This window comes from Mycobacterium xenopi (assembly GCF_009936235.1).
GTDB lineage: Bacteria > Actinomycetota > Actinomycetes > Mycobacteriales > Mycobacteriaceae > Mycobacterium > Mycobacterium xenopi.
Genome location: NZ_AP022314.1, coordinates 1,800,177 through 1,822,329 on the forward strand (window position 1 = coordinate 1,800,177; position 22,153 = coordinate 1,822,329).

Below are 22,153 nucleotides of genomic sequence, written 5' to 3' on the forward strand. Positions count from 1 at the left end.
AACGCGACAATAACAGGCGGTTGGCCGCCTTGCGAATCTCGTGCACATCGTCACGAGCGTCACAGCGATGGCGGTCGCGTGCCCGTAAACTACTGCCTAGTTTACAAGTTTCCATCGGGTCAGATGGGGAGCACGAAGTGGCAGGTCGTTCGGTGACTGCTGCGCGTTTACGCCGATCGTGGCTGGTCGCGGTGGTGATCCCGGCTGTCGTGATGGGCCTCGGCGCCTGCGGCGGCAACAGCGGCAGCGCACCGGCGAAGGTCATCTTTGACAAAGGCACCCCGTTCAGCGATTTGCTGGTCCCCAAGCTGACCGCCTCGGTCACCGACGGCGCGGTCGGCGTCGGCGTGGACGCGCCGGTGACGGTGAGCGCCGAGGGCGGGGTGCTAGCCCAGGTCACCTTGGTCAACGAGAACGGCAAGTCGGTCAGCGGTCGACTCAGCCCGGACGGGGTGCGGTGGTCGACCACCGAGCCGCTGGGCTACAACCGCAGCTACACCCTTACCGCGAAGGCCCGGGGGCTGGGCGGCGTCGCTACCCGCCAGATGACCTTCGAGACCCAGTCGCCCGAGAACCTCACGATGCCCTACGTGGTGCCGTTGGACGGGGAAGTGGTGGGTGTCGGCCAACCGGTGGCCATCCGGTTCGATGAAGACATCACCAACCGCGCTGCGGCGGAAAAAGCCATCAAAATCACCGCCAAGCCCCCCGTCGAGGGCGCGTTCTACTGGTTGAACAATCGCGAAGTACGTTGGCGGCCAAAGGAATTCTGGAAGCCCGGCACGGCCGTCGACGTGGCGGTCAACACCTACGGCGTCGATCTGGGCGACGGGGTGTTCGGCGAAGACAACCTGCGCACCCACTTCACCATTGGTGACGAGGTCATTGCCGTCGCCGACGACGCCACCAAGACACTGACCGTGCGGGTCAACGGCGAGGTCGTCAAAACCATGCCGATCTCGATGGGCAAGGACAAGACCCCGACCGCCAACGGCACCTACCTCGTCGGAGAGCGGTTCAAGCACATCATCATGGACTCGTCGACCTATGGGGTGCCCGTCAATTCACCCGACGGGTATCGCACTGAAGTCGACTGGGCGACCCAGATTTCCTACAGCGGGGTCTTCGTGCACTCCGCACCGTGGTCGGTGGGGGCGCAGGGCCACACCAACACCAGCCACGGCTGCATCAACGTCAGCCCCAGCAATGCGATCTGGTTCTACGAGCACACCAAGCGCGGCGACGTCGTCCAGGTCATCAACACCGTCGGGCCGACACTGTCAGGCACGGATGGGCTCGGCGACTGGAACATCCCGTGGGAGCAGTGGCACGCCGGCAACGCCAAGGCGTGACCAGGCTCACGTTCGGGGTGAGTGACGGGACTCGAACCCGCGACAGCCAGGATCACAACCTGGTGCTCTACCAACTGAACTACACTCACCATCGCCGCTGAGCGGCCCCGGGGAGCCGACGGCGGCGACGTCGATATTAACCGCTTGGACGCTCGGTGGCCGAATCGATTTCCTTGGGCGCGTCCGTCACTGCCCCCAGTTCGGCGGCCACGGCAGCGATGTCGCTGGTAGATGGCCCCGGCGGGGGCACGAACGCGGTCCGGCGGTAGAACTTCAGTTCGCGGATGGACTCGTGGATGTCGGCAAGCGCACGGTGGGTCAGCCCCTTGGTCGGCTGCCCGTAATAGATGCGCGGATACCAGCGTCGGCACAGCTCTTTGATCGTGCTCACGTCGATCATCCGGTAGTGCAGAAACGAGTCCAAGGCAGGCATGTCGCGGGCGATGAACCCGCGGTCGGTGGCAACCGAATTGCCGGCGAGCGGCGCGGTTTTGGGCTGCTTGACGTGCTCGCGGATGTAGTCGAGCACCATGGTTTCGGCGGTGGCCACGTCGATTGTTGACGCCCGTACCTCGTCGACAAGGCCCGAACGGGCGTGCATGTCGGTGACGACCTCGATCATCGACGACAACGCGGCGTCGTCGGCGTGGATCACCACGTCTATTCCTTCGCCGAGAATGTTCAGCTCGCCGTCGGTGACCAGGGCGGCGATCTCGATCAGCTTGTCCGAGCGCAGGTCGAGCCCGGTCATCTCGCAGTCGATCCACACCAGTTCGTCTCGCACAGCGCTCACAGTAAGCCCACCGTAGCCGGGGTCACCGCAACCGCCCCGGCGAGGGCGGACACCAAGTAGTGTCATGCTCTGCCGGCACGAATAGGCGGGAGGACTAGTAATGGGCTCTGCGTCGCGACCCAGCGGCCCGGCGAAGAACCCCGCGCAAGCGATCGCATCGGGTTACGCCGTCGACGGACAGGCCTTGGAGCTTGGCACCGTCGTCATCGACGGGACGGCCACCCCGTCGGCGCAGGTCCGCATCCCGTTGGCCACCGTCAATCGGCACGGCCTGGTGGCCGGGGCTACCGGCACCGGCAAGACCAAGACCCTGCAGCTGATCGCCGAACAGCTGTCGGCGGCCGGCGTTCCCGTGCTGATGGCCGACGTCAAGGGCGACCTGTCCGGCCTGGCCCGGCCCGGGGAGTCCAACGACAAGATCACTGCTCGCGCGAGGGACACCGGTGACGATTGGGCGCCAACGGCTTTCCCGGTGGAGTTCCTGTCGCTGGGCACCACCGGCATCGGTGTGCCGGTGCGCGCGACCATCTCCAGTTTCGGGCCCATCCTGCTATCGAAAGTGTTGGGGCTCAACGCTACTCAGGAATCCACACTGGGGCTGATCTTCCACTGGGCCGACCAGAAGGGACTTCCGCTGCTGGACCTGAAGGACCTGCGCCAGGTGATCAGCTACCTGACCAGCGACGAGGGCAAACCCGAACTGAAAGCACTTGGCGGGGTCTCGGCATCGACGGCCGGGGTCATCCTGCGGGCGTTGGTCAACCTGGAATCCGAGGGCGCCGACACGTTCTTCGGCGAACCCGAGCTCAAGCCCGAGGACCTGCTGCGGGTCGACGACCGGGGCCGCGGCGTCATCTCACTGCTCGAGCTCGGCGACCAGGCCGCCCGGCCGGTGATGTTCTCGACGTTTTTGATGTGGGTGCTGGCCGATCTGTTCACGTTTCTGCCGGAGGTCGGCGACGTGGACAAACCCAAGCTGGTATTCGTCTTCGACGAGGCCCATCTGCTATTCACCGACGCGTCGAAAGCCTTCCTCGCACAGGTCGAGCAAACCGTCAAGCTGATCCGCTCGCGGGGCGTCGGCGTGTTCTTCTGCACCCAACTGCCGACGGATATCCCCAACGACGTGCTCTCCCAACTGGGTGCCCGCATTCAGCACGCGCTTCGCGCGTTCACTCCCGACGACCAGAAGGCGTTGACCAAGACCGTCCGCACCTACCCGAAAACCGACGTCTACGACCTGGAGTCGGCGCTGACCTCGCTGGGTATCGGTGAGGCGATTGTCACCGTGCTCTCGGAGAAGGGAGCGCCGACGCCGGTGGCGTGGACCCGGATGCGGGTGCCGCGGTCGTTGATGGCCGCGATCGGCGTCGATGCGATCCAAGCGGCGGCCCAGGCCAGCCCGCTGCAGGCCGAGTATGGCAAGACGATCGACCGCGAATCGGCCTTCGAGATGCTCACCGCCAAATCCCAGCAGGCGCAAGCAGATTCAGCGCCGGCACCTGCCGAGGGGAAGGCCGCGCCGGCGCCCGCACCCGCGCCGGAGCGGCCCAGTTGGTGGAAGCGCATGTGGCGGTGGTTCAAGGGCCTCTTCGCAAGCCCCGCCGCCAAGAGCTTCGCCCGCTCGGCGGGCACCGCGTTCGGCCGTGAAATCACCCGCGGCATGATGGGCACCCGCCAGCGCCGCCGGTAGCGCTACCCGCCGAGCTTCTTGTAGAAGCTGCCCACGACCGGGGCGACGATCGCGCGTGGCGCGTACTGGCTCGCCACTGACATCGCTTTGGACGTCAGCCCGGGAACAACGCGCATCTTGTTGCGCGCCAAGGCATCCAGTGAAACGCGAGCGGTGTGCTCGGTCGAGATCCACAGAAACTTCGGCACCAGCTTGTCGACCAGCGACGCCTCAGCCGGATCTGGTAGCTCACTGCGCACCGGGCCCGGTGCCAGCAGGGTGACGTGCACACCGGTGCGGCGCAGTTCCCCGCGCAATGACTCGCTGAAGGTGTTGACAAAAGCCTTGGTCGCCGCATAGGTGGCGTTGTAGGGGATTGGCGAATTGCCCGCCGCCGAACCAGAAATCAGGATGCCGCCGGCTCGACGCTCGACCATGCCCGGCAACACCGCCAACACCAAGTCGTGCACAGCGACGGCGTTGAGCTGCACCTGGGCCCTTTCGCCTGCCGGATCCAGTCCTGAGACCGGGCCGAAGGTTGCGGTGCCCGCATTGGCGCACAGAATCGATACGTTTCGGGTGGCCAATTCATCACACAGTTTCATCCGCTCAGCCGGGTCGGCGAGATCGGCGGGGCATACCTCGACGACGACGCCGTATTTATCGCCCAGCTGTGTGGCCAGCTCGGCGAGCACGTCCTCACGTCGCGCAGTGACGACCAGGCTGTAACCTCGCGTCGCCAGCTCGGTGGCCAGCGCTTTGCCGATGTTTTGCGACGCACCGGTGACAACAGCGCGGGTGTCGGGGCCGGGAGCGGGTATAGGCATGCGGCAAGCGTAGACAACACACCGGAGCCGACCGCGAGCGCGAGGTTAGAGTGCCGGGCATGAGCAGCCCGGCGCCAGGGTCGCGCGCAGCCGAGCGATCGGGGGTGCTGGCCTGGGCCCTGTGGGACTGCGGCGCCACCGGTCTGAGCGCGATCGTGGTGACATTCGTGTTCTCGATCTACCTGACCGGCCGTGTCGGCGAGGGAATGCCTGGTGGCACACCCCCGGCCAGTTGGCTGGGCCGCGCCCTGACCGTCGCTGGCTTCACGATCGCGCTGCTGGCGCCGGTCATCGGCGTGTGGGTGGAGGCACCGCGGCGGCGTCGCCTAGCCCTGGGCACGCTCACCGGCTTGGCGGTGACATTCACGGCGTCGATGAGCCTGATTCGCGAGCAGCCCGGCTACCTGTGGCCCGGGCTGGTGCTGCTTGCCGCGACCGCGGCATGCGGAGACCTCGCCAGCGTCCCCTACAACGCGATGCTTCGCCAACTGTCGACCACGCGGACCTCGGGCCGGATTTCCGGCTTCGGCTGGGCCGCGGGCTACGTCGGCAGCGTGGCGCTGCTGCTCATCGTCTACGCCGGGTTTATTTCCGGATCTGGCAACCGTCGCGGATTGCTGCAGCTGTCCAGCCACGACGGTTGGAACGTGCGGGCCGCCATGCTGCTGACGGCCGGCTGGCTGTTGACGTTCGCGATGCCGCTGCTGCTCGGCGCACACCGGCTGCCGGCGTCAGTGCAAGAGTCGCACCCCGCGAGCGGCTTGCTGACCGGTTACCGCAAGCTGTGGTCTGACATCACCGTGGAATGGCGCCGTGACCGCAACCTGGTCTACTTCCTGCTGGCCAGCGCGGTGTTCCGGGACGGGTTGGCGGGTGTGTTCACGTTCGGCGCCGTGCTCGGAGTCAACGTCTACGGCGTCTCGCAGGCCAACGTGCTGGTGTTCGGGGTGGCAGCGAGCGTGGTCGCCGCGTGTGGAGCGGTGCTGGGCGGGCTGGTCGACGACCGGCTCGGTTCCAAACCGGTGATCGTGGGGTCGCTGGCCGCGATTGTCGCGCTGGGGCTCACATTGATGACCCTGTCGGGTGCCTTGGCGTTCTGGGTGTGCGGGTTATCGCTGTGCCTGTTCATCGGTCCTGCGCAGTCGTCGGCCCGCACCCTGCTACTGAGGATGGCACGCGACGGCAAGGAGGGAGTGGCGTTCGGTCTGTACACCATGACTGGACGGGCAGTGTCGTTCCTGGCGCCCTGGCTGTTTTCGCTGTTTGTCGACGCGTTTCACGCCGTGCGCGCCGGTATGGCCGGATTGTGCGTGGTGCTGGCGACGGGGCTGCTGGCGATGGTGGTGGTGCGCGCCCCGCGGCCCGGCACGGCTTAGGGCGCGTCGTCAGTCGGCCGCGTTGCAGGTCGTCAAACCTACCCCGGTGCGTTGACGAACCTGGGTTCCGCCCACCGTGACCGTGCAGGTGACGTCATGGCCGATGTTGACGATGGTGACGCTGGCCGTGTTCTGCGCCGACGGCAGGCTGACTTGCTTGCTCCATGGCAGCACTACGTTGAACTCGGTCTGCCTGACGCCGCCGTCGTCGACGTAGGTGATGCTGATCGCGCGGCCCTCTCCGGTCACGCTGTAGACCACGGTCTCGGCCCCTGCGGCGCCGCTGGTTTCGGTGGACGTGTCCGTAGCCGACGTGGTGTTCGACGGCGCCGACGCGGTCGCTGACGTTCGTGTGCTCGACCCGGGCATGGCGGGCAGTGGGGCGACCGCGGTCTGTTTCTTCGCTGTGCCATTGGCGATCACCAGTGCGATGCCGAGGGCGACGACCAGCAGCACGGCTGCGCCGGCGACGATCCATAGCCAGCGCGGCGACTTGGGCCGCTCGGGCGGCGCCCCGCCGAAAGATGTCTGCCCGGCATTAGGCGGCTGGCCCTGCAGCCAATACTGCGGCAAGCGCTCTGTCGGATTGGACTCGGTCACGTTCGGGCCATGCGTGGGCCCGTATCCGGGCTCGTAGGGCGGCTGGTTTGCGCGCGCCGGGCTGGTTGGCGGCGGATAACGGTGACCCAATTGCTGCGTTGGCTCGGTCTGGCGCCGAGCCTGATTAGGAAACCACCTGGGTCGACGTGGATCGGTCATGCCCACCTCATGGGTTGCAGGGTACCTGCAGGACCCAACACCAGGGCGACGTGCTGGGTAGCGCGGCAGCGGGCCGATCCGTGCTACGAGTTGCCGGTGGAGAGCGCCGCGAGCGTCATCGCACGCATGACAGCGCGTGCCCGCGCCACCCTCGCTGGCTTGGCCCGCAAATTGTTGAGTGGCTTGAGGCTATGCGGTGTGGAGTTCAGCAGGCCGAACACGGCGTGAGCCATCAACCGCGCATCGGCCTCAGCCAGCCCCGGGTTGAGCTGACGCAGCACGCCCACCCAGACTTCGACGTATTGCCGCTGCGCCCGGCGGACTTGGCGCTCGGCGGCCGCGGGCAGATGTGCCAGATCGCGGTCCTGGATCCGGATGAGATCGGGTTCGCCCAAGGCAAAGTCGAGGTGAAAGTCGATGAGGCCATCCAGCGCCTCAGCCGGATCGGGGTGCCGCGAGGTCACGTCGCGGGCACCGGTGAGCAGGCGGGTGCTGATTCCGACCAGCAGCTCGACGAGCAGCGACTCTTTGTTGGGGAAGTGGCGGTAAATCGCCGGCCCGCTGACGCCTGCGGCGGCGCCGATGTCCTCGAGTCGCACCGCCAGGAAGCCGCGTTCGGCGAATAGCCGCTCGGCGGCCGCCAGCAGCTGCGAACGCCGGTCAGACTTCAGCTGGCTGCGACGATTCGGGGCCTCGTCGTCGCCGGCCGGGGCCGATGTTGCCATGACGGCCTCCGTCGCGTCTGGACACTTCGGTTAATCGTCACTAACATAGCACGAGTTAGTCGTCATTAACCCGAATTGGCAGCAGATGACTTCACCGGCCGCGAACCGCGAGGCGCACCGCGCCCTGGTGGCGCAACTACGCGAAAAGCTGGCTGTGGCGGCGCTGGGAGGCCCGCAGCGCGCCCGCGACCGTCATGTGGCCCGCGGCAAACTGCTGCCGCGCGACCGTGTCGACGGCTTGCTCGACCCTGGGAGCCCATTCCTGGAAGTGGCACCACTGGCCGCCGACGGCATGTACGACGACGAATGCCCGGGCGCGGGCATCATCACCGGCATCGGCCGGGTATCGGGCCGCGAATGCATGATCGTGGCCAATGACGCCACCGTCAAAGGCGGCACCTACTACCCGATCACCGTCAAAAAGCACCTGCGGGCCCAAGAGATCGCCGCGCAGAACCGGCTGCCCTGCATCTATCTCGTCGACTCCGGCGGCGCGTTTCTGCCGCGCCAAGACGAGGCGTTTCCCGACCGCGACCACTTCGGCCGCATCTTCTACAACCAGGCCAAGCTCAGCGCCGAAGGCATCCCGCAGATCGCGGCCGTGCTCGGCTCATGCACCGCCGGCGGGGCCTACGTGCCGGCGATGAGCGACGAGGCGGTGATCGTCCGCAACCAGGGCACCATCTTCCTGGGCGGACCGCCGCTGGTGAAAGCCGCCACCGGCGAGGTGGTCAGCGCTGAAGAACTCGGCGGCGGAGACTTGCATTCCAAGATCTCTGGTGTCACCGACCATCTCGCGCACGACGACCGCGACGCGCTGCGCATTGTGCGGCGCATCGTGTCCACCCTGGGTCCGCGCGAACCGCGGCCCTGGGACGTGTCGGCGACGGTCGACCCCATCGCCGACCAAACCGAGCTCTACGACGTCGTCCCGGTCGACCCGCGAATACCCTACGATGTGCACGAGGTCGTCATCCGGCTGGTCGACGGCGGCGAATTCGGCGAATTCAAGGCCGACTACGGTAGCACGCTGGTTACCGGATTCGCCCGAATCCACGGCCACCCGGTGGGCATCGTCGCCAACAACGGTGTGCTGTTTTCCGAATCCGCTTTGAAGGGTGCGCATTTCATCGAACTGTGCGACAAGCGCATGGTGCCGCTGCTGTTTTTGCAGAACATCTCTGGCTTCATGGTGGGCCGCGACTACGAGGCCGGCGGCATCGCCAAGCACGGCGCGAAGATGGTGACCGCCGTGGCCTGTGCGCGGGTGCCCAAGCTCACCGTGGTGATCGGCGGCTCCTACGGGGCGGGCAACTATTCGATGTGTGGGCGCGCGTATTCCCCGCGGTTCCTGTGGATGTGGCCCAACGCGCGGATTTCGGTGATGGGCGGCGAACAGGCCGCCTCCGTGCTGGCTACCGTCCGGGCCGAAGCCCTGGAGGCCGCGGGCACCCCCTGGTCGGAGCAGGAACAAGAGGCATTCAAGGCGCCCATCCGCGCGCAATACGAGCGCCAGGGCAATCCGTACTATTCGACGGCGCGGCTGTGGGACGACGGCGTCATCGACCCAGCAGACACCAGAACCGTTGTCGGTCTTGCGCTTTCGGTTGCCACGAACGCTCCTGTCGACCCGGTCTCCTACGGCGTGTTCCGGATGTGAGCGTGATGGGATTCGATACGGTTCTAGTCGCCAACCGCGGTGAGATCGCGGTCCGGGTGATCCGCACGCTCAAGGCGATGGGGATTCGGTCAGTGGCCGTCTACAGTGACGCCGACGCCGGCGCGCGGCACGTCGCCGAGGCCGACGTCGCGGTGCGGATCGGTCCCGCACCGGCCCGGGCCAGCTACCTCAACATCGCTGCGGTCGTGGATGCGGCGATCCGCACCGGGGCTCAGGCTGTCCATCCTGGATACGGTTTCCTTTCCGAGAACGCCGATTTCGCTGCAGCACTGTCAGCTGCGGGTGTGACGTTCATCGGGCCGCCGGTGGCCGCGCTGCAGACCATGGGCGACAAGATCGCCGCCAAGTCCACGGTGTCGGCGTTCGGTGTTCCAGTGGTTCCCGGCGTAGCGCGGCCTGGGTTGACGGATGCGGAGCTGATTGCCGCCGCCGACGAGGTCGGCTACCCGGTGCTGGTCAAGCCCTCAGCGGGCGGTGGTGGCAAGGGCATGCGCCTGGTCGAACGGGCCGCCGACCTGCCTGCGGCCCTGGCCGGTGCCCGCCGAGAATCGGCCGCCGCGTTCGGCGACGACACCCTGTTCCTTGAGCGGTTCGTGCTGCGCCCCAGGCACATTGAGGTCCAAGTGTTGGCCGATGCTTACGGCGGCGTGATCCACCTCGGCGAACGCGAGTGCAGCCTGCAGCGACGACACCAGAAGGTCATCGAAGAGGCGCCGTCACCGCTGCTGGACACCGCGACCCGGGCGCGCATCGGCGCCGCGGGTTGCGACACCGCGCGCAGCGTCGACTACACCGGCGCCGGCACGGTGGAGTTCATCGTCTCCGCCGACCGGCCCGAGGAGTTCTTCTTCATGGAGATGAACACCCGCCTGCAGGTCGAGCATCCGGTCACCGAGATGGTGACCGGGTGGGATCTGGTGGAATGGCAGATCCGGATCGCTGCGGGGGAGAAGCTGACCGCAACCCAGTCCGACATCGCGTTGCACGGCCACGCGATCGAAGCCCGGATCTACGCCGAGGACCCGGGGAACGGCTTCCTGCCCACCGGCGGCGACGTGCTCGCACTCGTCGAACCGGAAGGCCCTGGAATACGAGTCGATTCGGGGCTGTCGGCCGGTATGACGGTGGGCAGCGACTACGACCCGATGCTGGCCAAAGTCGTCGCCCACGCCGCTGACCGGCCTAATGCGCTGCGGACGCTGGACCGGGCGCTGGCCGACACCGCAGTGCTCGGTGTCGTCACCAACGTCGAATTCGCGCGGTTCCTGCTGGCCGATGCCGACGTGGCCGCCGGTCGACTCGACACCGGGCTGCTCGATCGTCGGGTCGGTGATTTCGCCGCCGCGCCGCCGTCCGACGAGCAACTTATCGCCGCGGCGGCCTACCGGTGGTTGCGGCTGTGGCCGAAGCCCGGCGGCGATCTCTGGGACGTGCCCTCTGGCTGGCGCATCGGGGCGCCCGCGCCGGTCAGCGTTAGGCTGCGCGCCGGCGACCGCACCGACCATGTGCATCTCACCGGAACGCCGGCGGCAGCCGCGGTTCGAGTCGAGGACGGCGAATCCCGTTCACTGCAGGCACATCTGGACGGCCGGCGACTCACCGTGACACTGGACGGCATGCGCACCGAATACATCGTCGCCGCTGCGGACCACCGGATCTGGTTGCACGGCAACGGCGCAACCGTGCTGCTTGAAGAGGTGCGGGAGGCGCCTGTGCGTCCCGACGACGAGCACAGCGGCGACGCCGAGTTGACCAGCCCCATGCCCGGAACCGTCGTCGCCGTGGGGGTCGACGACGGAGTGGGTGTAGCGGCGGGCACCGTGGTGGTCACGGTCGAGGCGATGAAAATGGAGCACACCCTCTCGGCCCCTGTCGACGGCGTGGTCCAGCTTCTTGTCGGCGTCGGCGACCAGGTCAAGGTGGGCCAGCCGTTGGCCCGAATCACCGCGAACACGAAAGGCTAAGGGCGAGATGTCTGACTTCATTGCAACCGGGACGCTGCCCGACGAATACCAGCAGCTGGCCAAGACGGTGCGTGACTTCGCACAAAGCGTGGTCGCACCGGTCGCCGCCCGCCACGACGCCGAGCATTCCTTTCCTTACGAGGTAGTTGCCGGGATGGCCGAAATGGGCCTCTTTGGCCTGCCGTTCCCGGAGGAATGGGGCGGAATGGGCGGGGACTACTTCGCCCTGTGCCTGGCACTGGAGGAATTGGGCAAAGTAGACCAAAGCGTGGCGATCACGCTGGAAGCCGGCGTGTCCCTAGGCGCTATGCCGGTCTACCGGTACGGCACCGAGGCGCAAAAGCGGGAATGGTTGCCGCAGTTGGCCAGTGGTCGTGCCCTGGGCGCGTTCGGGCTGACCGAGCCGGGCGGCGGCAGCGATGCCGGCGCGACCAAGACCACCGCCCGTCTCGACGACGGGCACTGGGTCATCAACGGGTCCAAACAGTTCATCACCAACTCCGGCACCGACATCACCAAACTCGTCACGGTCACGGCTGTTACCGGTGAGCTGGACGGCAAAAAGGAGATCTCGTCGATCCTCGTGCCGGTGCCCACGCCCGGGCTCACCGTCGAACCGGCCTACGACAAAGTCGGCTGGCGGGCCTCAGACACCCACCCGCTGACCTTCACCGACGTCCGGGTGCCGGAGGAGAACCTGCTCGGCGAACGCGGCCGCGGATACGCCAACTTCCTGCGCATCCTCGACGAGGGCCGGATCGCGATCGCCGCACTGTCCACCGGCGCCGCGCAGGGCTGCGTGGACGAAAGCGTCAAGTATGCGCGGCAACGAGAAGCGTTCGGCCAACCGATCGCACGACACCAGCACATCGAGTTCACCATTGCGCGGATGGAGGCCCGTGCCCACACCGCTCGCACCGCCTACTACGACGCCGCCGCGCTGATGCTGGCCGGCAAGCCGTTCAAGAAACAGGCGGCGATCGCCAAGCTGGTGGCCAGCGAAGCGGCGATGGCCAATGCTCGCGACGCCACGCAAATCCATGGCGGCTACGGGTTTATCAACGAATTTCCGGTGGCCCGTCATTACCGGGACAGCAAGATCCTGGAGATCGGCGAGGGCACCAGCGAAGTGCAGTTGATGCTGATCGCGCGGGAGGTCGGGCTGTGAGCACCGAAGAGCGCACCGTCCTGCAGCGCGGGCTGTGGTTCGAGGAATTCGAACTCGGCGTGCGCTATCTGCACCGGCCGGGCCGCACGATCACCGAGGCCGACAATGTTCTGTTCACCACGCTGACGATGAATACCCAAGCGCTGCACCTGGATGCCGCATTCGCCGACGCGCTGCCGCCGTTTCACCAGCGGCTGGTCAACTCGATGTTCACGCTGTCGACGCTCGTCGGCCTGTCGGTGGCACAGCTGACTCAGGGCACGATCGTCGCCAACCTCGGATTCTCCGATATCGCGTTTCCCAAGCCGTTGTTTCACGGCGACACGCTCTACGCCGAGACCGTGGTCACCGAAAAACGCGAATCCAAGAGCCGGCCCGGGGAGGGCATCGTGACCTTCGCGCACACTGGACGCAACCAGCACGGCGACGTCGTGGCCACCGCCACTCGTCAAACCCTGGTACGCATGAGGCCTGCGGGCTGATGGGGTTGCACAACCCCGGCCCGGCGTGGCTGTTCTGCCCGGCGGATCGGCCCGAACGCTTCGAAAAGGCCGCTGCGGCAGCCGATGTGGTCATCCTCGACCTTGAAGACGGGGTGGCGCCGGGCCATCGAGACCACGCTCGGGCCGCGCTCGTCGACGTTCAGCTCGATCCCGCACGCACCGTGGTGCGCGTCAACCCATTCGGCACCGACGACCAATCCCGCGACCTCGAGGCTTTGGCACGCACACGCTACGACACCGTGATGCTGCCCAAATGCGAAGGGGCCCAGCATGTCACCGCGTTGGCACCTCTAGAGGTAGTGGTATTAGTCGAGTCGCCGCTGGGTGCGCTCAACGTCACCGAGAGTGTCCGCGCCGACAACGCCGTCGCCGTGATGTGGGGCGCGGAGGACCTGTTCGCCGTATTGGGCGGCACCGCCAATCGCTACCCGGATGGAACCTATCGGGAAGTGGCCCGCCACGTACGTTCGTGGTCGCTGCTGGCGGCCAAGGCGTATGGTCGTCTGGCCTTGGACTCCGTCTATCTCGATATCAAGGACCTCGACGGGCTGCGCGCCGAGGTGGACGACGCCGTCGCCGTCGGCTTCGACGCCAAGGTCGCCATCCATCCCAGCCAACTGCATGTCATCCGGGCTGGCTATGCGCCCTCACCCGAGCAGGTGCAGTGGGCGCGACACGTGCTGGCCGCGGCCGCCGATGAACGCGGTGTCTTCGCATTCGAAGGCATAATGGTAGATGCGCCAGTGTTGCGGCGAGCCGAGCGCATCGTGCAGCTGGCGGCTGACACCGGTTCGTAGCACGTTTGCTCTGACCGGCCGCACACCCGCGCAGGCGTGGTTGGAGGCGGTATGGCCGAGCTCTCTCAGATGCCGATGACTGTCGACCTCGAACCGGTGCGGCTTGTCGACCCGGACGGCGCACCCACCCCAGACGACCGCTATAACCGTCATTTGCCCAGCGAGACGCTGTGCTGGCTCTACGAGATGATGGTGGTCACCCGCGACCTGGACACCGAGTTCGTCAACCTGCAGCGCCAAGGTGAGCTGGCGCTGTTCACGCCGTGCCGCGGCCAGGAGGCGGCGCAGGTTGGCGCGGTGGCCTGCCTGCGCAAAACCGACTGGCTGTTTCCGCAATACCGCGAATTGGGCGCCTTCCTGGTCCGCGGCATTCCACCCTGGCATGTGGCGGCGGCCTGGCGCGGAACCTGGCACGGCGGGTTGGAGTTCACCAGCAAGTGCTGCGCCCCGATGTCGGTCCCAGTCGGTACCCAGACGCTGCACGCGGTCGGTGCGGCCATGGCCGCCCAGCGGCTCGGCGAAGACTCGGTGACCGTGGCGTTCTGCGGCGACGGCGCCACCAGCGAGGGCGACGTGCACGAGGCGCTCAACTTCGCCGCGGTGTTTGCCGCGCCCTGTGTGTTCTACGTACAGAACAACCAGTGGGCGATCTCGGTGCCGCTGCACAAGCAGACCGCCGCACCGTCCATCGCGCACAAGGCGATCGGATACGGGATGCCCGGGATTCGCGTGGACGGCAACGACGTGTTGGCGTGCTACGCGGTGATGGCCGAGGCCGCCGCCCGAGCCAGGTCCGGCGGGGGGCCGACGCTGATCGAGGCGATCACCTATCGGCTCGGCCCGCACAGCACCTCCGACGACCCGACCCGCTACCGCAGCCAGGAGGAACTGGATCACTGGTTGGCATTGGATCCGATTCCGCGGTACCGGGCCTATCTGCAAGGCCAGGGCCTGTGGTCTGGGCGCCTTGACGAGCGGGTGTCCGCCCGCTCCGCGCGGCTGCGTTCTGAACTGCGCGACGTGGTGTTCACGACGCCCGACATCGACGTCGACGAGGTGTTCACCACGGTGTATGCCGAGATCACACCCGCGCTGGAAGCCCAACGCCGACAGCTGCGGGCGGAACTGGCCAAGGAGGGCTGATGACCCAGATCTCCGAACGTCTCACCGCAACGTTGCCGGTCGCCGCGCAACCGCTGACCATGGTCCAAGCGCTCAACCGGGCGCTGCATGACGCGATGGCCGCCGACGAGCGGGTCCTGGTCTACGGATTAGACGTCGCCGCTCAGGGCGGGGTTTTTCGGGTGACCGAGGGACTCACAGAGACCTTCGGCGAAGACCGGTGCTTCGACACGCCATTGGCGGAGTCGGCTCTGATCGGGATCTCCGTGGGACTGGCGCTGCGCGGCTTTGTGCCGGTGCCGGAGATCCAGTTCGACGGGTTCACCTACCCGGCGTTCGATCAGGTGGTCAGCCATCTGGCGAAGTATCACACCCGCACCCGCGGCGAAGTGGACATGCCGGTCACCGTGCGGATACCGTCATTCGGCGGAATCGGTGCGGCCGAACACCATTCGGAGTCGACCGAGTCCTATTGGGCGCACACCGCCGGGTTGAAGGTGGTGGTGCCGTCCACACCCGCGGATGCCTACTGGCTGTTGCGTCATGCGATTTCCTGCCGCGACCCGGTGATGTTCTTAGAGCCAAAGCGGCGCTACTGGGGTCGCGGTGTGGTCGACACGAGCCGACCCGAGCCTCCGATCGGCCAGGCAGCGGTGCGCCGGGTCGGTACCGATGTCACGGTGCTGACCTACGGCGGACTGGTTGCCACGGCGTTGTCTGCTGCGGAAACCGCTGAGCGGCAACATGGTTGGAGCTTGGAGGTCGTTGATCTGCGATCATTGGTGCCCTTGGACTTCGACACCGTCGCCGCTTCAATCCGGCGCACCGGACGGTGTGTGGTGCTACATGAAGGGCCGCGCAGCCTCGGCTACGGTGCGGGGCTGGCCGCACGCATCCAAGAGGAGATGTTCTACGAGCTCGAAGCGCCGGTGTTGCGCGCCTGCGGATTCGACACCCCGTATCCACCGGCACGGTTGGAAAAGTTGTGGCTGCCCGGCCCGGACCGACTGTTGGATTGTGTCGAACGTGCGCTGGAGTTGCCGTGACCGTCAAGCCGTTCGTCGTACCCGACCTCGGCGAGGGGCTGGAAGAAGTGACGTTGTCGTCGTGGAACGTCGCCGTCGGTGACGACGTCGCACTGAACCAACCGCTGTGCACAGTGGAGACGGCCAAGGCCGAAGTCGAAATACCGAGCCCGTATGCGGGCCGGATCGTCGAAATTCACGGCACCGAAGGTGAAGTCCTACCGGTCGGCTCGCTGCTGGTGCGCATCGACACCGCGCCCGACACGGCGGAAACCCCGTCGAACGGTGAATCAGGCACGCGTAGGCCGGTACTGGTGGGTTACGGGGCCGATGACACCCTCGACACCAGCCGGCGGACAGCGACCGCGGGACGTCCGAAAGCCAAACCCGCGGTGCGGAAACTGGCCGCCGAACTGCTGGTCGATCTGAACGACGTACCGCCCGGGCCCGACGGCATCATCACTCGCGAGGCCGTGCTGGCGGCGGCCGGGGTCGGCGTACAGCGTGCAGGTGCATCCTACGACGTGATGCCGGTGCGCGGTGTGCACGCGGAGATGGCGCGGCGAATGATTGTCTCGCGCAAGGAGATTCCGGATGCCCATGCCAGTGTGCACGTCGAGTGTACGAATCTGCAGCGGGCCTGCGATCGGCTAGGGGTGACGCCGTTCGTGCTCACCCTGCGGTTTGTGGTGATCGCGCTGACCCACCACAAGATCCTCAACTCCACCTGGGTGGACGGCGCTGACGGACCGCAAGTGCATACCCATCACGCTATACACCTAGGGTTCGCGGTCGCTGCCCCCCGTGGTCTGCTGGTACCGGTCGTCGCCGATGCGCAGCGCAAGACCACCCGGGAGCTCGCCGACTGTGTCGTCAGGCTGACCGAGCAGGCCCGCGCGGGCACTCTTCAACCGGCTGAGCTGCGGGGATCGACGTTCACGGTGTCGAACTACGGAGCGCTCGGAGTCGACGAGGGTGTGCCGGTGATCAATTACCCCGAGGCCGCAATCTTGGGCATGGGTTCGCTGCGGCCCCGGCCCATGGCCGTCGAGGACATGGTCGTCGTGCGCCCCCAGATGACATTGACGTGTGCGTTTGACCACCGCATCGCCGACGGCGCGGCGGTGGCGGGATTCCTAGGTGAGCTCCGTCGACTCATCGAGTCGCCGGAAACGGCGCTGGCCGACCTGTAGCGGCCACGGCGCCGGTGACGCCCGACGATGCGTCCGATCATGATGTGCGGAATCCATTGGTGTCCAACGCAATATGAGCAAGGCCCCGGCTGTTATTTTCGCCGTGCCGCTGCCAACCGGGCCGCGAATTCCGGCGACAGGATCGACGCAGCCTGCGGGCCCAGCTCGACGCGTTTAGCCAGCTCGTGTTGTTCGGTGTCAATCGAGCCCGGACTGGCGGTGGCCCGCATGGTGGCCTTGGTAGCCAACACCACCTCGCGTGGTGCGGCGGCTGGTCCGGCGGCCAGCTCCAGCGCGGCGGCGACCGGATCGTCGGCGACACCGAGCGCCAGCCCATGCGCCACCGCGGCCTGGGCGTCGAACGACATCCCGAACAGCAGGGCGGCGCGGGCGACCTGCGGGCCAACGGCGCGCTGCAGCATCCACGTGGCGCCGCCGCCGGGATGTAACCCCAGCTTCTGAAAGCGCGCGTCAAACACCGCGGCCGGCCCCGCAATCCGCACGTCGGCGGCCATCGCCAGGTTCAGGCCCGCCCCCACTGCTACCCCGTTGACCGCGGCGATCGTCGGAAGCGTGCAGTTGCCGACCGCCATGAAGCCGTCATAGAGCCGCAGCAGTGCCTGTTCGGCCGCCTCGCCCAACGCACCCAGGTCGGCGCCCGCGCAGAACGCTTTGCCGGCGCCGGTCACCACGACGGCATGCACTTGTTGGTCAGCCTCGGCCCGCCGCACCGCGGCACGCAGCTGGGCCGACATAGCATCGGTGACGGCGTTGCGCCGATCGGGGTCGTTGACGGTGATGAGCGCGACGCGCTTGTCGACACGGTAGAGAACAAGATCCGACCGGGCCATCTGGCTCCTCCGCGAATAGGCGTTTGCTCGTAATGTCGGCGTCGCAGTGGTAAGCCCACCGGACCCGATCATCGTTGCGGCCACGCCAGGGTAATCGGTGCCGGGTGACCGTCGACTACCACAACGTCAGCGCCACCACTTCGCCACAAGTTCCCCACCCGCCCCACTAGTGCCCCCGGCAGGAATCGAACCTGCGACCTAGGGATTAGAAGGCCCTTGCTCTATCCAACTGAGCTACGGAGGCAATGCGCAGGTCAGTCTATCGAACGGGGGGCGCGCGCCCGGCTTAGCCGCGCAACGCCGAGCCAAATGTCATGAGAGACAACGGCCATTCACTAGTGTGTGACGCACGACACATGTACGCTACCGCTGGCCGCATGCCGCGTCCGGCGGCGGTGCATGTGCCCGGCGTCAAGGAGTGGCGTTGCCATGAGCATGGCTATGGACGTGACCACGCGGTGCTCGCGGGCGGGCGCTCGGGTATTGCAGCAGGGCCGGCATCTGGCGGCAGACGCCGTCGGCACCTACCGCACCGGTGCGCTACTGCTGCGCGGTTCGCCCGTTGCTCTTGGCTGGTTTGCTGGCTGGCTTTCGGCGGAGTTTTCCCCGCAGGTGCTCACCGGGCATGCGTTGTCTCGCATCACGCCCCCGCCGGTCGGGCGGGTGGCCACGGCGTGGGCGGCGCAGCGGGCCGATCAGATCCTCACCGCCGCACTTGAGGAGTCTTTCGGACCGCACTACCGCGATCGGGTGTGCCATCCGCTCGGCGATCAGCGCGGGTCTGTGCGCCGCGATGGGCTGTGGCATTCGGTCGGGCATCGCCGGCGCTATGCGGCGCAGACGTCGGACATCGCCTATGGCCCCGGGGGTCGCGACAACCTGCTGGATATCTGGCGCCAGCCCGACCTGGCGGGCGGAGACCGTCGCCCGGTACTGGTGCAGGTGCCCGGCGGCGGGTGGACCATCAACGGCAAACGTGGGCAGGCATACCCGCTGATGGGCCGCATGGTCGAGCTCGGCTGGATCTGCGTGTCCATCGACTACCGCAAAAGCCCTCGCAGCGCGTGGCCGGCACACATCGTCGATGTGAAGAGGGCGATCGCGTGGGTACGTGACAACATCGCCGACTACGGGGGAGACCCAGGTTTCATCGCGATCACCGGTGGTTCGGCAGGGGCCCACCTGGCTGCGTTGGCGGCTCTCACCGCGAACGATCCGCGACTTCAGCCCGGGTTTGAACACGCCGACACGACCCTGCAGGCTGCGGTGCCGTATTACGGCGTCTACGACTTCACGAAAGCCGAGCACATGCACGAACTGATGCTGCCGTTCCTCGAGCATTTCGTGATGCAGACCCGGTACGCCGACGATCCAGAATTGTTCGCGTCGGCGTCGCCAATCTCGCACGCCCACAGCGCAGCTCCACCGTTTTTCGTGCTGCACGGCGAGAACGATTCGCTGATTCCGCGCACACAAGCCCGTTCTTTTTGCGCAGCGCTTCGTGAAGCGCGCGCGTCGACGGTGTGCTATGCCGAGCTCGCCAACGCTCACCACGCTTTTGACACCGTCGCCACGGTGCGCTCACGCCTGGCTGCCGATGCGGTCGCGGATTTCTTGGGCCTGATCTACGGGCGCTACGTTCACTCGGGTGTGAGTTTTTTGGCCGAGCCCGCAACTCCGGCCAGCTGAATCGCGCACAGGCCTATTGAACCGTCCCGGGTTTCGTGCACACCTTCTTTTGAGGGAAGGATGGCACGATGCCGAGCAAGTACGATGAGAACACCAAGGCCAAGGCGGTGCGGCTGGTCCGAGAGCATCGCGATGACTACGAGACCGAGTGGGCGGCGATGCGCGCGATCTCGGCGCGGTTGGGGATGAGCGCGGAGACGCTGCGCAAATGGGTGCGCCAGGCCGAGGTGGACGACGGTGAGGCTGCGGGTGTGCCGACTGAGACCGCACGCGAGCTGCGGGAGCTGCGCCGCAAAACCAAGGAACTTGAGCAAACGATCGAAATACTAAAGGCCGCAACAACTTTCTTCGCGCGGGAGTGCGACCCGCTACACCGCTGATCTGCGAGTTCATCGACGAACACAAGGACCGGTTCGGGGTCGTACCGATGTGCCGCGCCCTGGGTGTCCAGGGCGTGGCGATCGCCCCACGCACCTACTGGGCACACCGGTCGTCGGCGCCGTCAAAACGGGCCCTGTGGGACACCACGATCACCGAGATCCTCGCCGGCGTCTATGAGCCTGACGAGCACGGCAAACGCCCACCGGAGTGCCTGTACGGCAGCCTGAAGATGTGGGCGCACCTGCAGCGCCAGGGCATCCCGGTGGCGCGCTGCACGGTCGAACGGATCATGCGCAAGCACGGCTGGCGCGGGGCCACGCGCGCCCGGACGATACGCACTACCGAGCGCGATCCGGCCGCCGCGAGAGCGCCGGACCTGGTGCGGCGGCGCTTCCATGCATCGCGGCCCAACGAGCTGGACGTGGCGGACTTCACCTACGTGCCGCTCGATGGCGGCGGGTTCGGCTACACCGCATTCGTAATCGACGCCTATGCCGGGCTGATCGCGGGCTGGGAGTGCTCGTTGACGAAGAACACCGCCTTCGTCGAGCGGGCGATCCGCCAAGCCACGGCATACCGGGCGCGGCAGGGACATCCGCTCACCGGTGACACGATTCATCACAGCGATGCCGGATCACAATACACCGCAACACATTTCACTGAGACACTGATGCTGGCCGGACTCGTCCCGTCGATCGGGACTGTCGGGGACGCCCTCGATAACGCGTTGGCCGAAACCACGATCGGGCTCTACAAAACCGAGTGCGTGCGCGCGGGCTCCCCGTTCCGCACCGGACCGATCCGCACCCTCGCCGACCTGGAGAACATCACCTCGGCGTGGGTGCACTGGTATAACACCGCCAGGCTCATGCACCGCCTTGGCCGCCCGCCCGCCAGCCGAAGCCGAGGCCGAGTACTACGCCCGGCTGCAAGCCGGCGACCCCATCAGCAGTCCGTAGGCTCGGGTCGCGACGGGGGTGTCACCCAACACCGATGGCAGACTCGGGACTTGTGGCGGAGTTGTTGATCGCGGTCAACCCGGATGAAGACTCCAGGCTGCCGTTGTTGCTGAGGGTCCCGCTCGGTGGCGGTGACCTGCTGTTCCGCACGTCGGGAACCTGGCCGCGGGAAAAAGCTTTGTTCGCCTACCCGGTACCGCTGGACGAGTGGCCCGACGATCCGGTAATCGTCGAACGAGTGCGGTTGCGGTCGTGTCGTCGGCGCGGCGCAGCGATCGACGTGATCGCCGACCGGTCCCGGCACAACCGCTCCCAGCTCGTGTTCACCCAGGCTCGGGGCCGCGACGTGGTGTTTTGGCAGTCGCCGCGCACCCGCAAACAGGCACGCCCGAACGTGCGCACCCCGACCGCCCGCGCGCACGGCATCGAGGAGCTGCAGATCGTGGTCGACAGCCACGAGCAGTACGCCTACCGGTTCGCAACCCAGCAGGTCACCACGGTCAAGCGGGCGCTGCCGTGCGGGGACTACGGAATCGTCGTTGATGGTCAGCTTGTCGCCAGCGTGGAACGCAAGTCACTGGTCGATCTGGTAGCCAGCCTCACCGGCGGCAAGCTGCGCTACCAGGTCGGCGACCTAGCCGCGCTCCCGCGCGCGGCGGTGGTCATCGAGGATCGCTACTCGCAGCTGTTCAAGCTTGACCGCATCCGGCCCGCGGTGGTCGCCGACGGGCTCGCCGAGTTGCAGATCCGCTGGCCGAACGTGCCCGTCGTGTTCTGCGAGACCCGCCAGCTCGCCGAGGAATACACCTACCGGTTCCTCGCCGCCGCCAACGCCTGGGCGACCACCGAACACGCTGCCATGCAACGTATCTCACCGATCAGAGTCGACATCGCCCACCTCGACCAGGCACCCGCAGCGCCGACGCCATCCACCGCCGAAGTCCGCGCCTGGGCTCGCGGCACCGGCTTACCGGTACCCGACCGCGGCCGGCTCCGCCCCGAGATCTGGACTGCTTGGTACGACACCAACTCGTCGAACCGAACCTAGCGTCTACGGCCGCGTACTACGCTCACCACCAGATCAGGAAGCACACCGGTCACACGAAACGAGGTGTGCATCAAACCCGGGATGGTTCACTATCCAATTTGTCGGTCCAGCAGGCCATTTCGTGACTTGTCCATCGGTCGACGAGCTCGTCGCGCGGATCCGCACAATCAGCTGCCACCACCGCGTCAACCGGACTAGCGTTGTCTTGGCACAGGTTGCGGATCACGGGAGGCTTGAGTGGCGATGTCAGCACGGTCGCGTCGGGCTT

Annotated in this window: 18 protein-coding genes, 2 tRNA genes and 1 pseudogene; 14 read left to right on the forward strand and 7 right to left on the reverse strand. The window is 66.7% G+C overall.

The annotated features are described in order from the left end of the window. The first annotated feature begins 212 nt into the window (after positions 1–212). Positions 213–1,352, forward strand: a complete 1,140-nt coding sequence (locus MYXE_RS08455) for a L,D-transpeptidase (RefSeq protein WP_415624480.1) — start codon at positions 213–215, stop codon at positions 1,350–1,352. A 16-nt stretch (positions 1,353–1,368) separates the two neighbouring features. On the opposite strand, the gene MYXE_RS08460 is transcribed toward MYXE_RS08455, so the two are convergent. Both MYXE_RS08460 and orn read right to left on the reverse strand, forming a co-directional pair. Then, positions 1,369–1,441: transfer RNA gene (locus tag MYXE_RS08460), tRNA-His, on the reverse strand. Positions 1,442–1,488: 47 nt separating this feature from the next. Beyond that, the gene (gene orn, locus MYXE_RS08465) at positions 1,489–2,136 is read right to left on the reverse strand and encodes an oligoribonuclease (protein ID WP_085195531.1); all 648 of its coding nucleotides are present in this window, start codon (positions 2,134–2,136) and stop codon (positions 1,489–1,491) included. Positions 2,137–2,245: 109 nt separating this feature from the next. Here orn and MYXE_RS08470 point away from each other — a divergent pair, with 109 nt between their 5' ends. After that, positions 2,246–3,838 (forward strand): helicase HerA-like domain-containing protein, encoded by a 1,593-nt coding sequence (locus MYXE_RS08470; RefSeq protein WP_085195519.1) that lies wholly within the window; start codon positions 2,246–2,248, stop codon positions 3,836–3,838. 2 nt (positions 3,839–3,840) lie between these two features. Here the strand turns inward: MYXE_RS08470 and cmrA are convergent, their stop codons facing one another. After that, entirely contained in the window at positions 3,841–4,644 is an 804-nt protein-coding gene (gene cmrA, locus MYXE_RS08475) for a mycolate reductase (protein WP_085195520.1), read from the reverse strand. 59 nt (positions 4,645–4,703) lie between these two features. Between cmrA and MYXE_RS08480 the strand changes: the two genes are divergently transcribed. Further along, entirely contained in the window at positions 4,704–6,020 is a 1,317-nt protein-coding gene (locus MYXE_RS08480; protein ID WP_085195521.1) for an MFS transporter, read from the forward strand. Positions 6,021–6,029: 9 nt separating this feature from the next. On the opposite strand, the gene MYXE_RS08485 is transcribed toward MYXE_RS08480, so the two are convergent. Together MYXE_RS08485 and MYXE_RS08490 are read right to left on the reverse strand one after the other, a co-directional pair. Next, positions 6,030–6,779, reverse strand: coding sequence for an MmpS family transport accessory protein (locus MYXE_RS08485; protein WP_039890219.1), 750 nt, complete (start codon positions 6,777–6,779; stop codon positions 6,030–6,032). An 83-nt stretch (positions 6,780–6,862) separates the two neighbouring features. After that, positions 6,863–7,504, reverse strand: a complete 642-nt coding sequence (locus tag MYXE_RS08490; protein ID WP_003920995.1) for an SACE_7040 family transcriptional regulator — start codon at positions 7,502–7,504, stop codon at positions 6,863–6,865. 85 nt (positions 7,505–7,589) lie between these two features. Between MYXE_RS08490 and MYXE_RS08495 the strand changes: the two genes are divergently transcribed. From MYXE_RS08495 to MYXE_RS08530, 8 genes are read left to right on the forward strand one after another with little or no spacing between them, the layout of a single operon-like run. Then, positions 7,590–9,164: a carboxyl transferase domain-containing protein gene (locus MYXE_RS08495; protein WP_085195522.1), complete on the forward strand. Its 1,575-nt coding sequence runs from the start codon at positions 7,590–7,592 to the stop codon at positions 9,162–9,164. A gap of 5 nt (positions 9,165–9,169) precedes the next feature. Then, complete coding sequence (locus tag MYXE_RS08500; protein ID WP_085195533.1) at positions 9,170–11,149, forward strand: acetyl/propionyl/methylcrotonyl-CoA carboxylase subunit alpha; 1,980 nt, start codon at positions 9,170–9,172, stop codon at positions 11,147–11,149. A 7-nt stretch (positions 11,150–11,156) separates the two neighbouring features. Then, positions 11,157–12,317 carry an acyl-CoA dehydrogenase family protein gene (locus MYXE_RS08505; RefSeq protein WP_003920998.1) on the forward strand — a complete coding sequence of 387 codons (1,161 nt, stop codon included), beginning with the start codon at positions 11,157–11,159 and terminating at the stop codon, positions 12,315–12,317. Further along, positions 12,215–12,799 (forward strand): MaoC family dehydratase, encoded by a 585-nt coding sequence (locus MYXE_RS08510; RefSeq protein WP_415624481.1) that lies wholly within the window; start codon positions 12,215–12,217, stop codon positions 12,797–12,799. Before MYXE_RS08505 ends, MYXE_RS08510 begins: the two co-directional genes overlap by 103 nt. Next, a complete protein-coding gene (locus MYXE_RS08515; RefSeq protein ID WP_085195523.1) occupies positions 12,799–13,617 on the forward strand; it encodes an HpcH/HpaI aldolase/citrate lyase family protein in 819 nt (272 codons plus the stop codon). Before MYXE_RS08510 ends, MYXE_RS08515 begins: the two co-directional genes overlap by 1 nt. Before the next feature lie 51 nt (positions 13,618–13,668). Next, a complete protein-coding gene (gene pdhA / locus MYXE_RS08520; RefSeq protein WP_085195524.1) occupies positions 13,669–14,760 on the forward strand; it encodes a pyruvate dehydrogenase (acetyl-transferring) E1 component subunit alpha in 1,092 nt (363 codons plus the stop codon). Continuing rightward, positions 14,760–15,785: a 3-methyl-2-oxobutanoate dehydrogenase subunit beta gene (gene bkdB / locus MYXE_RS08525; protein ID WP_003921002.1), complete on the forward strand. Its 1,026-nt coding sequence runs from the start codon at positions 14,760–14,762 to the stop codon at positions 15,783–15,785. The genes pdhA and bkdB overlap by 1 nt, the downstream gene beginning before the upstream one ends. Continuing rightward, positions 15,782–16,957, forward strand: a complete 1,176-nt coding sequence (locus MYXE_RS08530; RefSeq protein ID WP_085195525.1) for a dihydrolipoamide acetyltransferase family protein — start codon at positions 15,782–15,784, stop codon at positions 16,955–16,957. The genes bkdB and MYXE_RS08530 overlap by 4 nt, the downstream gene beginning before the upstream one ends. Positions 16,958–17,049: 92 nt before the next feature. Here the strand turns inward: MYXE_RS08530 and MYXE_RS08535 are convergent, their stop codons facing one another. Beyond that, complete coding sequence (locus MYXE_RS08535) at positions 17,050–17,808, reverse strand: enoyl-CoA hydratase (RefSeq protein WP_003921004.1); 759 nt, start codon at positions 17,806–17,808, stop codon at positions 17,050–17,052. Positions 17,809–17,978: 170 nt separating this feature from the next. Further along, positions 17,979–18,052, reverse strand: a tRNA-Arg gene (locus tag MYXE_RS08540). Positions 18,053–18,237: 185 nt separating this feature from the next. Between MYXE_RS08540 and lipQ the strand changes: the two genes are divergently transcribed. The 3 genes and pseudogenes from lipQ (at position 18,238) to MYXE_RS08555 (ending at position 21,885) form a co-directional block, all read left to right on the forward strand. Next, positions 18,238–19,497 carry an esterase LipQ gene (gene lipQ / locus MYXE_RS08545; protein WP_039890170.1) on the forward strand — a complete coding sequence of 420 codons (1,260 nt, stop codon included), beginning with the start codon at positions 18,238–18,240 and terminating at the stop codon, positions 19,495–19,497. Positions 19,498–19,565: 68 nt separating this feature from the next. Then, a pseudogene (locus MYXE_RS08550) lies at positions 19,566–20,837 on the forward strand (IS3 family transposase). A 52-nt stretch (positions 20,838–20,889) separates the two neighbouring features. Next, positions 20,890–21,885 (forward strand): ERCC4 domain-containing protein, encoded by a 996-nt coding sequence (locus MYXE_RS08555; protein ID WP_085193081.1) that lies wholly within the window; start codon positions 20,890–20,892, stop codon positions 21,883–21,885. Positions 21,886–22,153 lie beyond the last annotated feature (268 nt).

Excerpts from the sequence above, each read along its gene's own strand:
- pdhA (WP_085195524.1), top strand. The coding sequence starts at position 13,669 with ATGGCCGAGCTCTCTCAGATGCCGATGACTGTCGACCTCGAACCGGTG.
- MYXE_RS08480 (WP_085195521.1), top strand. The coding sequence starts at position 4,704 with ATGAGCAGCCCGGCGCCAGGGTCGCGCGCAGCCGAGCGATCGGGGGTG.
- MYXE_RS08490 (WP_003920995.1), bottom strand. The coding sequence starts at position 7,504 with ATGGCAACATCGGCCCCGGCCGGCGACGACGAGGCCCCGAATCGTCGC.
- MYXE_RS08470 (WP_085195519.1), top strand. The coding sequence starts at position 2,246 with ATGGGCTCTGCGTCGCGACCCAGCGGCCCGGCGAAGAACCCCGCGCAA.
- MYXE_RS08505 (WP_003920998.1), top strand. The coding sequence starts at position 11,157 with ATGTCTGACTTCATTGCAACCGGGACGCTGCCCGACGAATACCAGCAG.
- MYXE_RS08500 (WP_085195533.1), top strand. The coding sequence starts at position 9,170 with ATGGGATTCGATACGGTTCTAGTCGCCAACCGCGGTGAGATCGCGGTC.
- MYXE_RS08495 (WP_085195522.1), top strand. The coding sequence starts at position 7,590 with ATGACTTCACCGGCCGCGAACCGCGAGGCGCACCGCGCCCTGGTGGCG.
- MYXE_RS08485 (WP_039890219.1), bottom strand. The coding sequence starts at position 6,779 with ATGACCGATCCACGTCGACCCAGGTGGTTTCCTAATCAGGCTCGGCGC.
- MYXE_RS08455 (WP_415624480.1), top strand. The coding sequence starts at position 213 with ATGGGCCTCGGCGCCTGCGGCGGCAACAGCGGCAGCGCACCGGCGAAG.
- MYXE_RS08515 (WP_085195523.1), top strand. The coding sequence starts at position 12,799 with ATGGGGTTGCACAACCCCGGCCCGGCGTGGCTGTTCTGCCCGGCGGAT.
- cmrA (WP_085195520.1), bottom strand. The coding sequence starts at position 4,644 with ATGCCTATACCCGCTCCCGGCCCCGACACCCGCGCTGTTGTCACCGGT.
- bkdB (WP_003921002.1), top strand. The coding sequence starts at position 14,760 with ATGACCCAGATCTCCGAACGTCTCACCGCAACGTTGCCGGTCGCCGCG.
- lipQ (WP_039890170.1), top strand. The coding sequence starts at position 18,238 with ATGAGCATGGCTATGGACGTGACCACGCGGTGCTCGCGGGCGGGCGCT.
- MYXE_RS08535 (WP_003921004.1), bottom strand. The coding sequence starts at position 17,808 with ATGGCCCGGTCGGATCTTGTTCTCTACCGTGTCGACAAGCGCGTCGCG.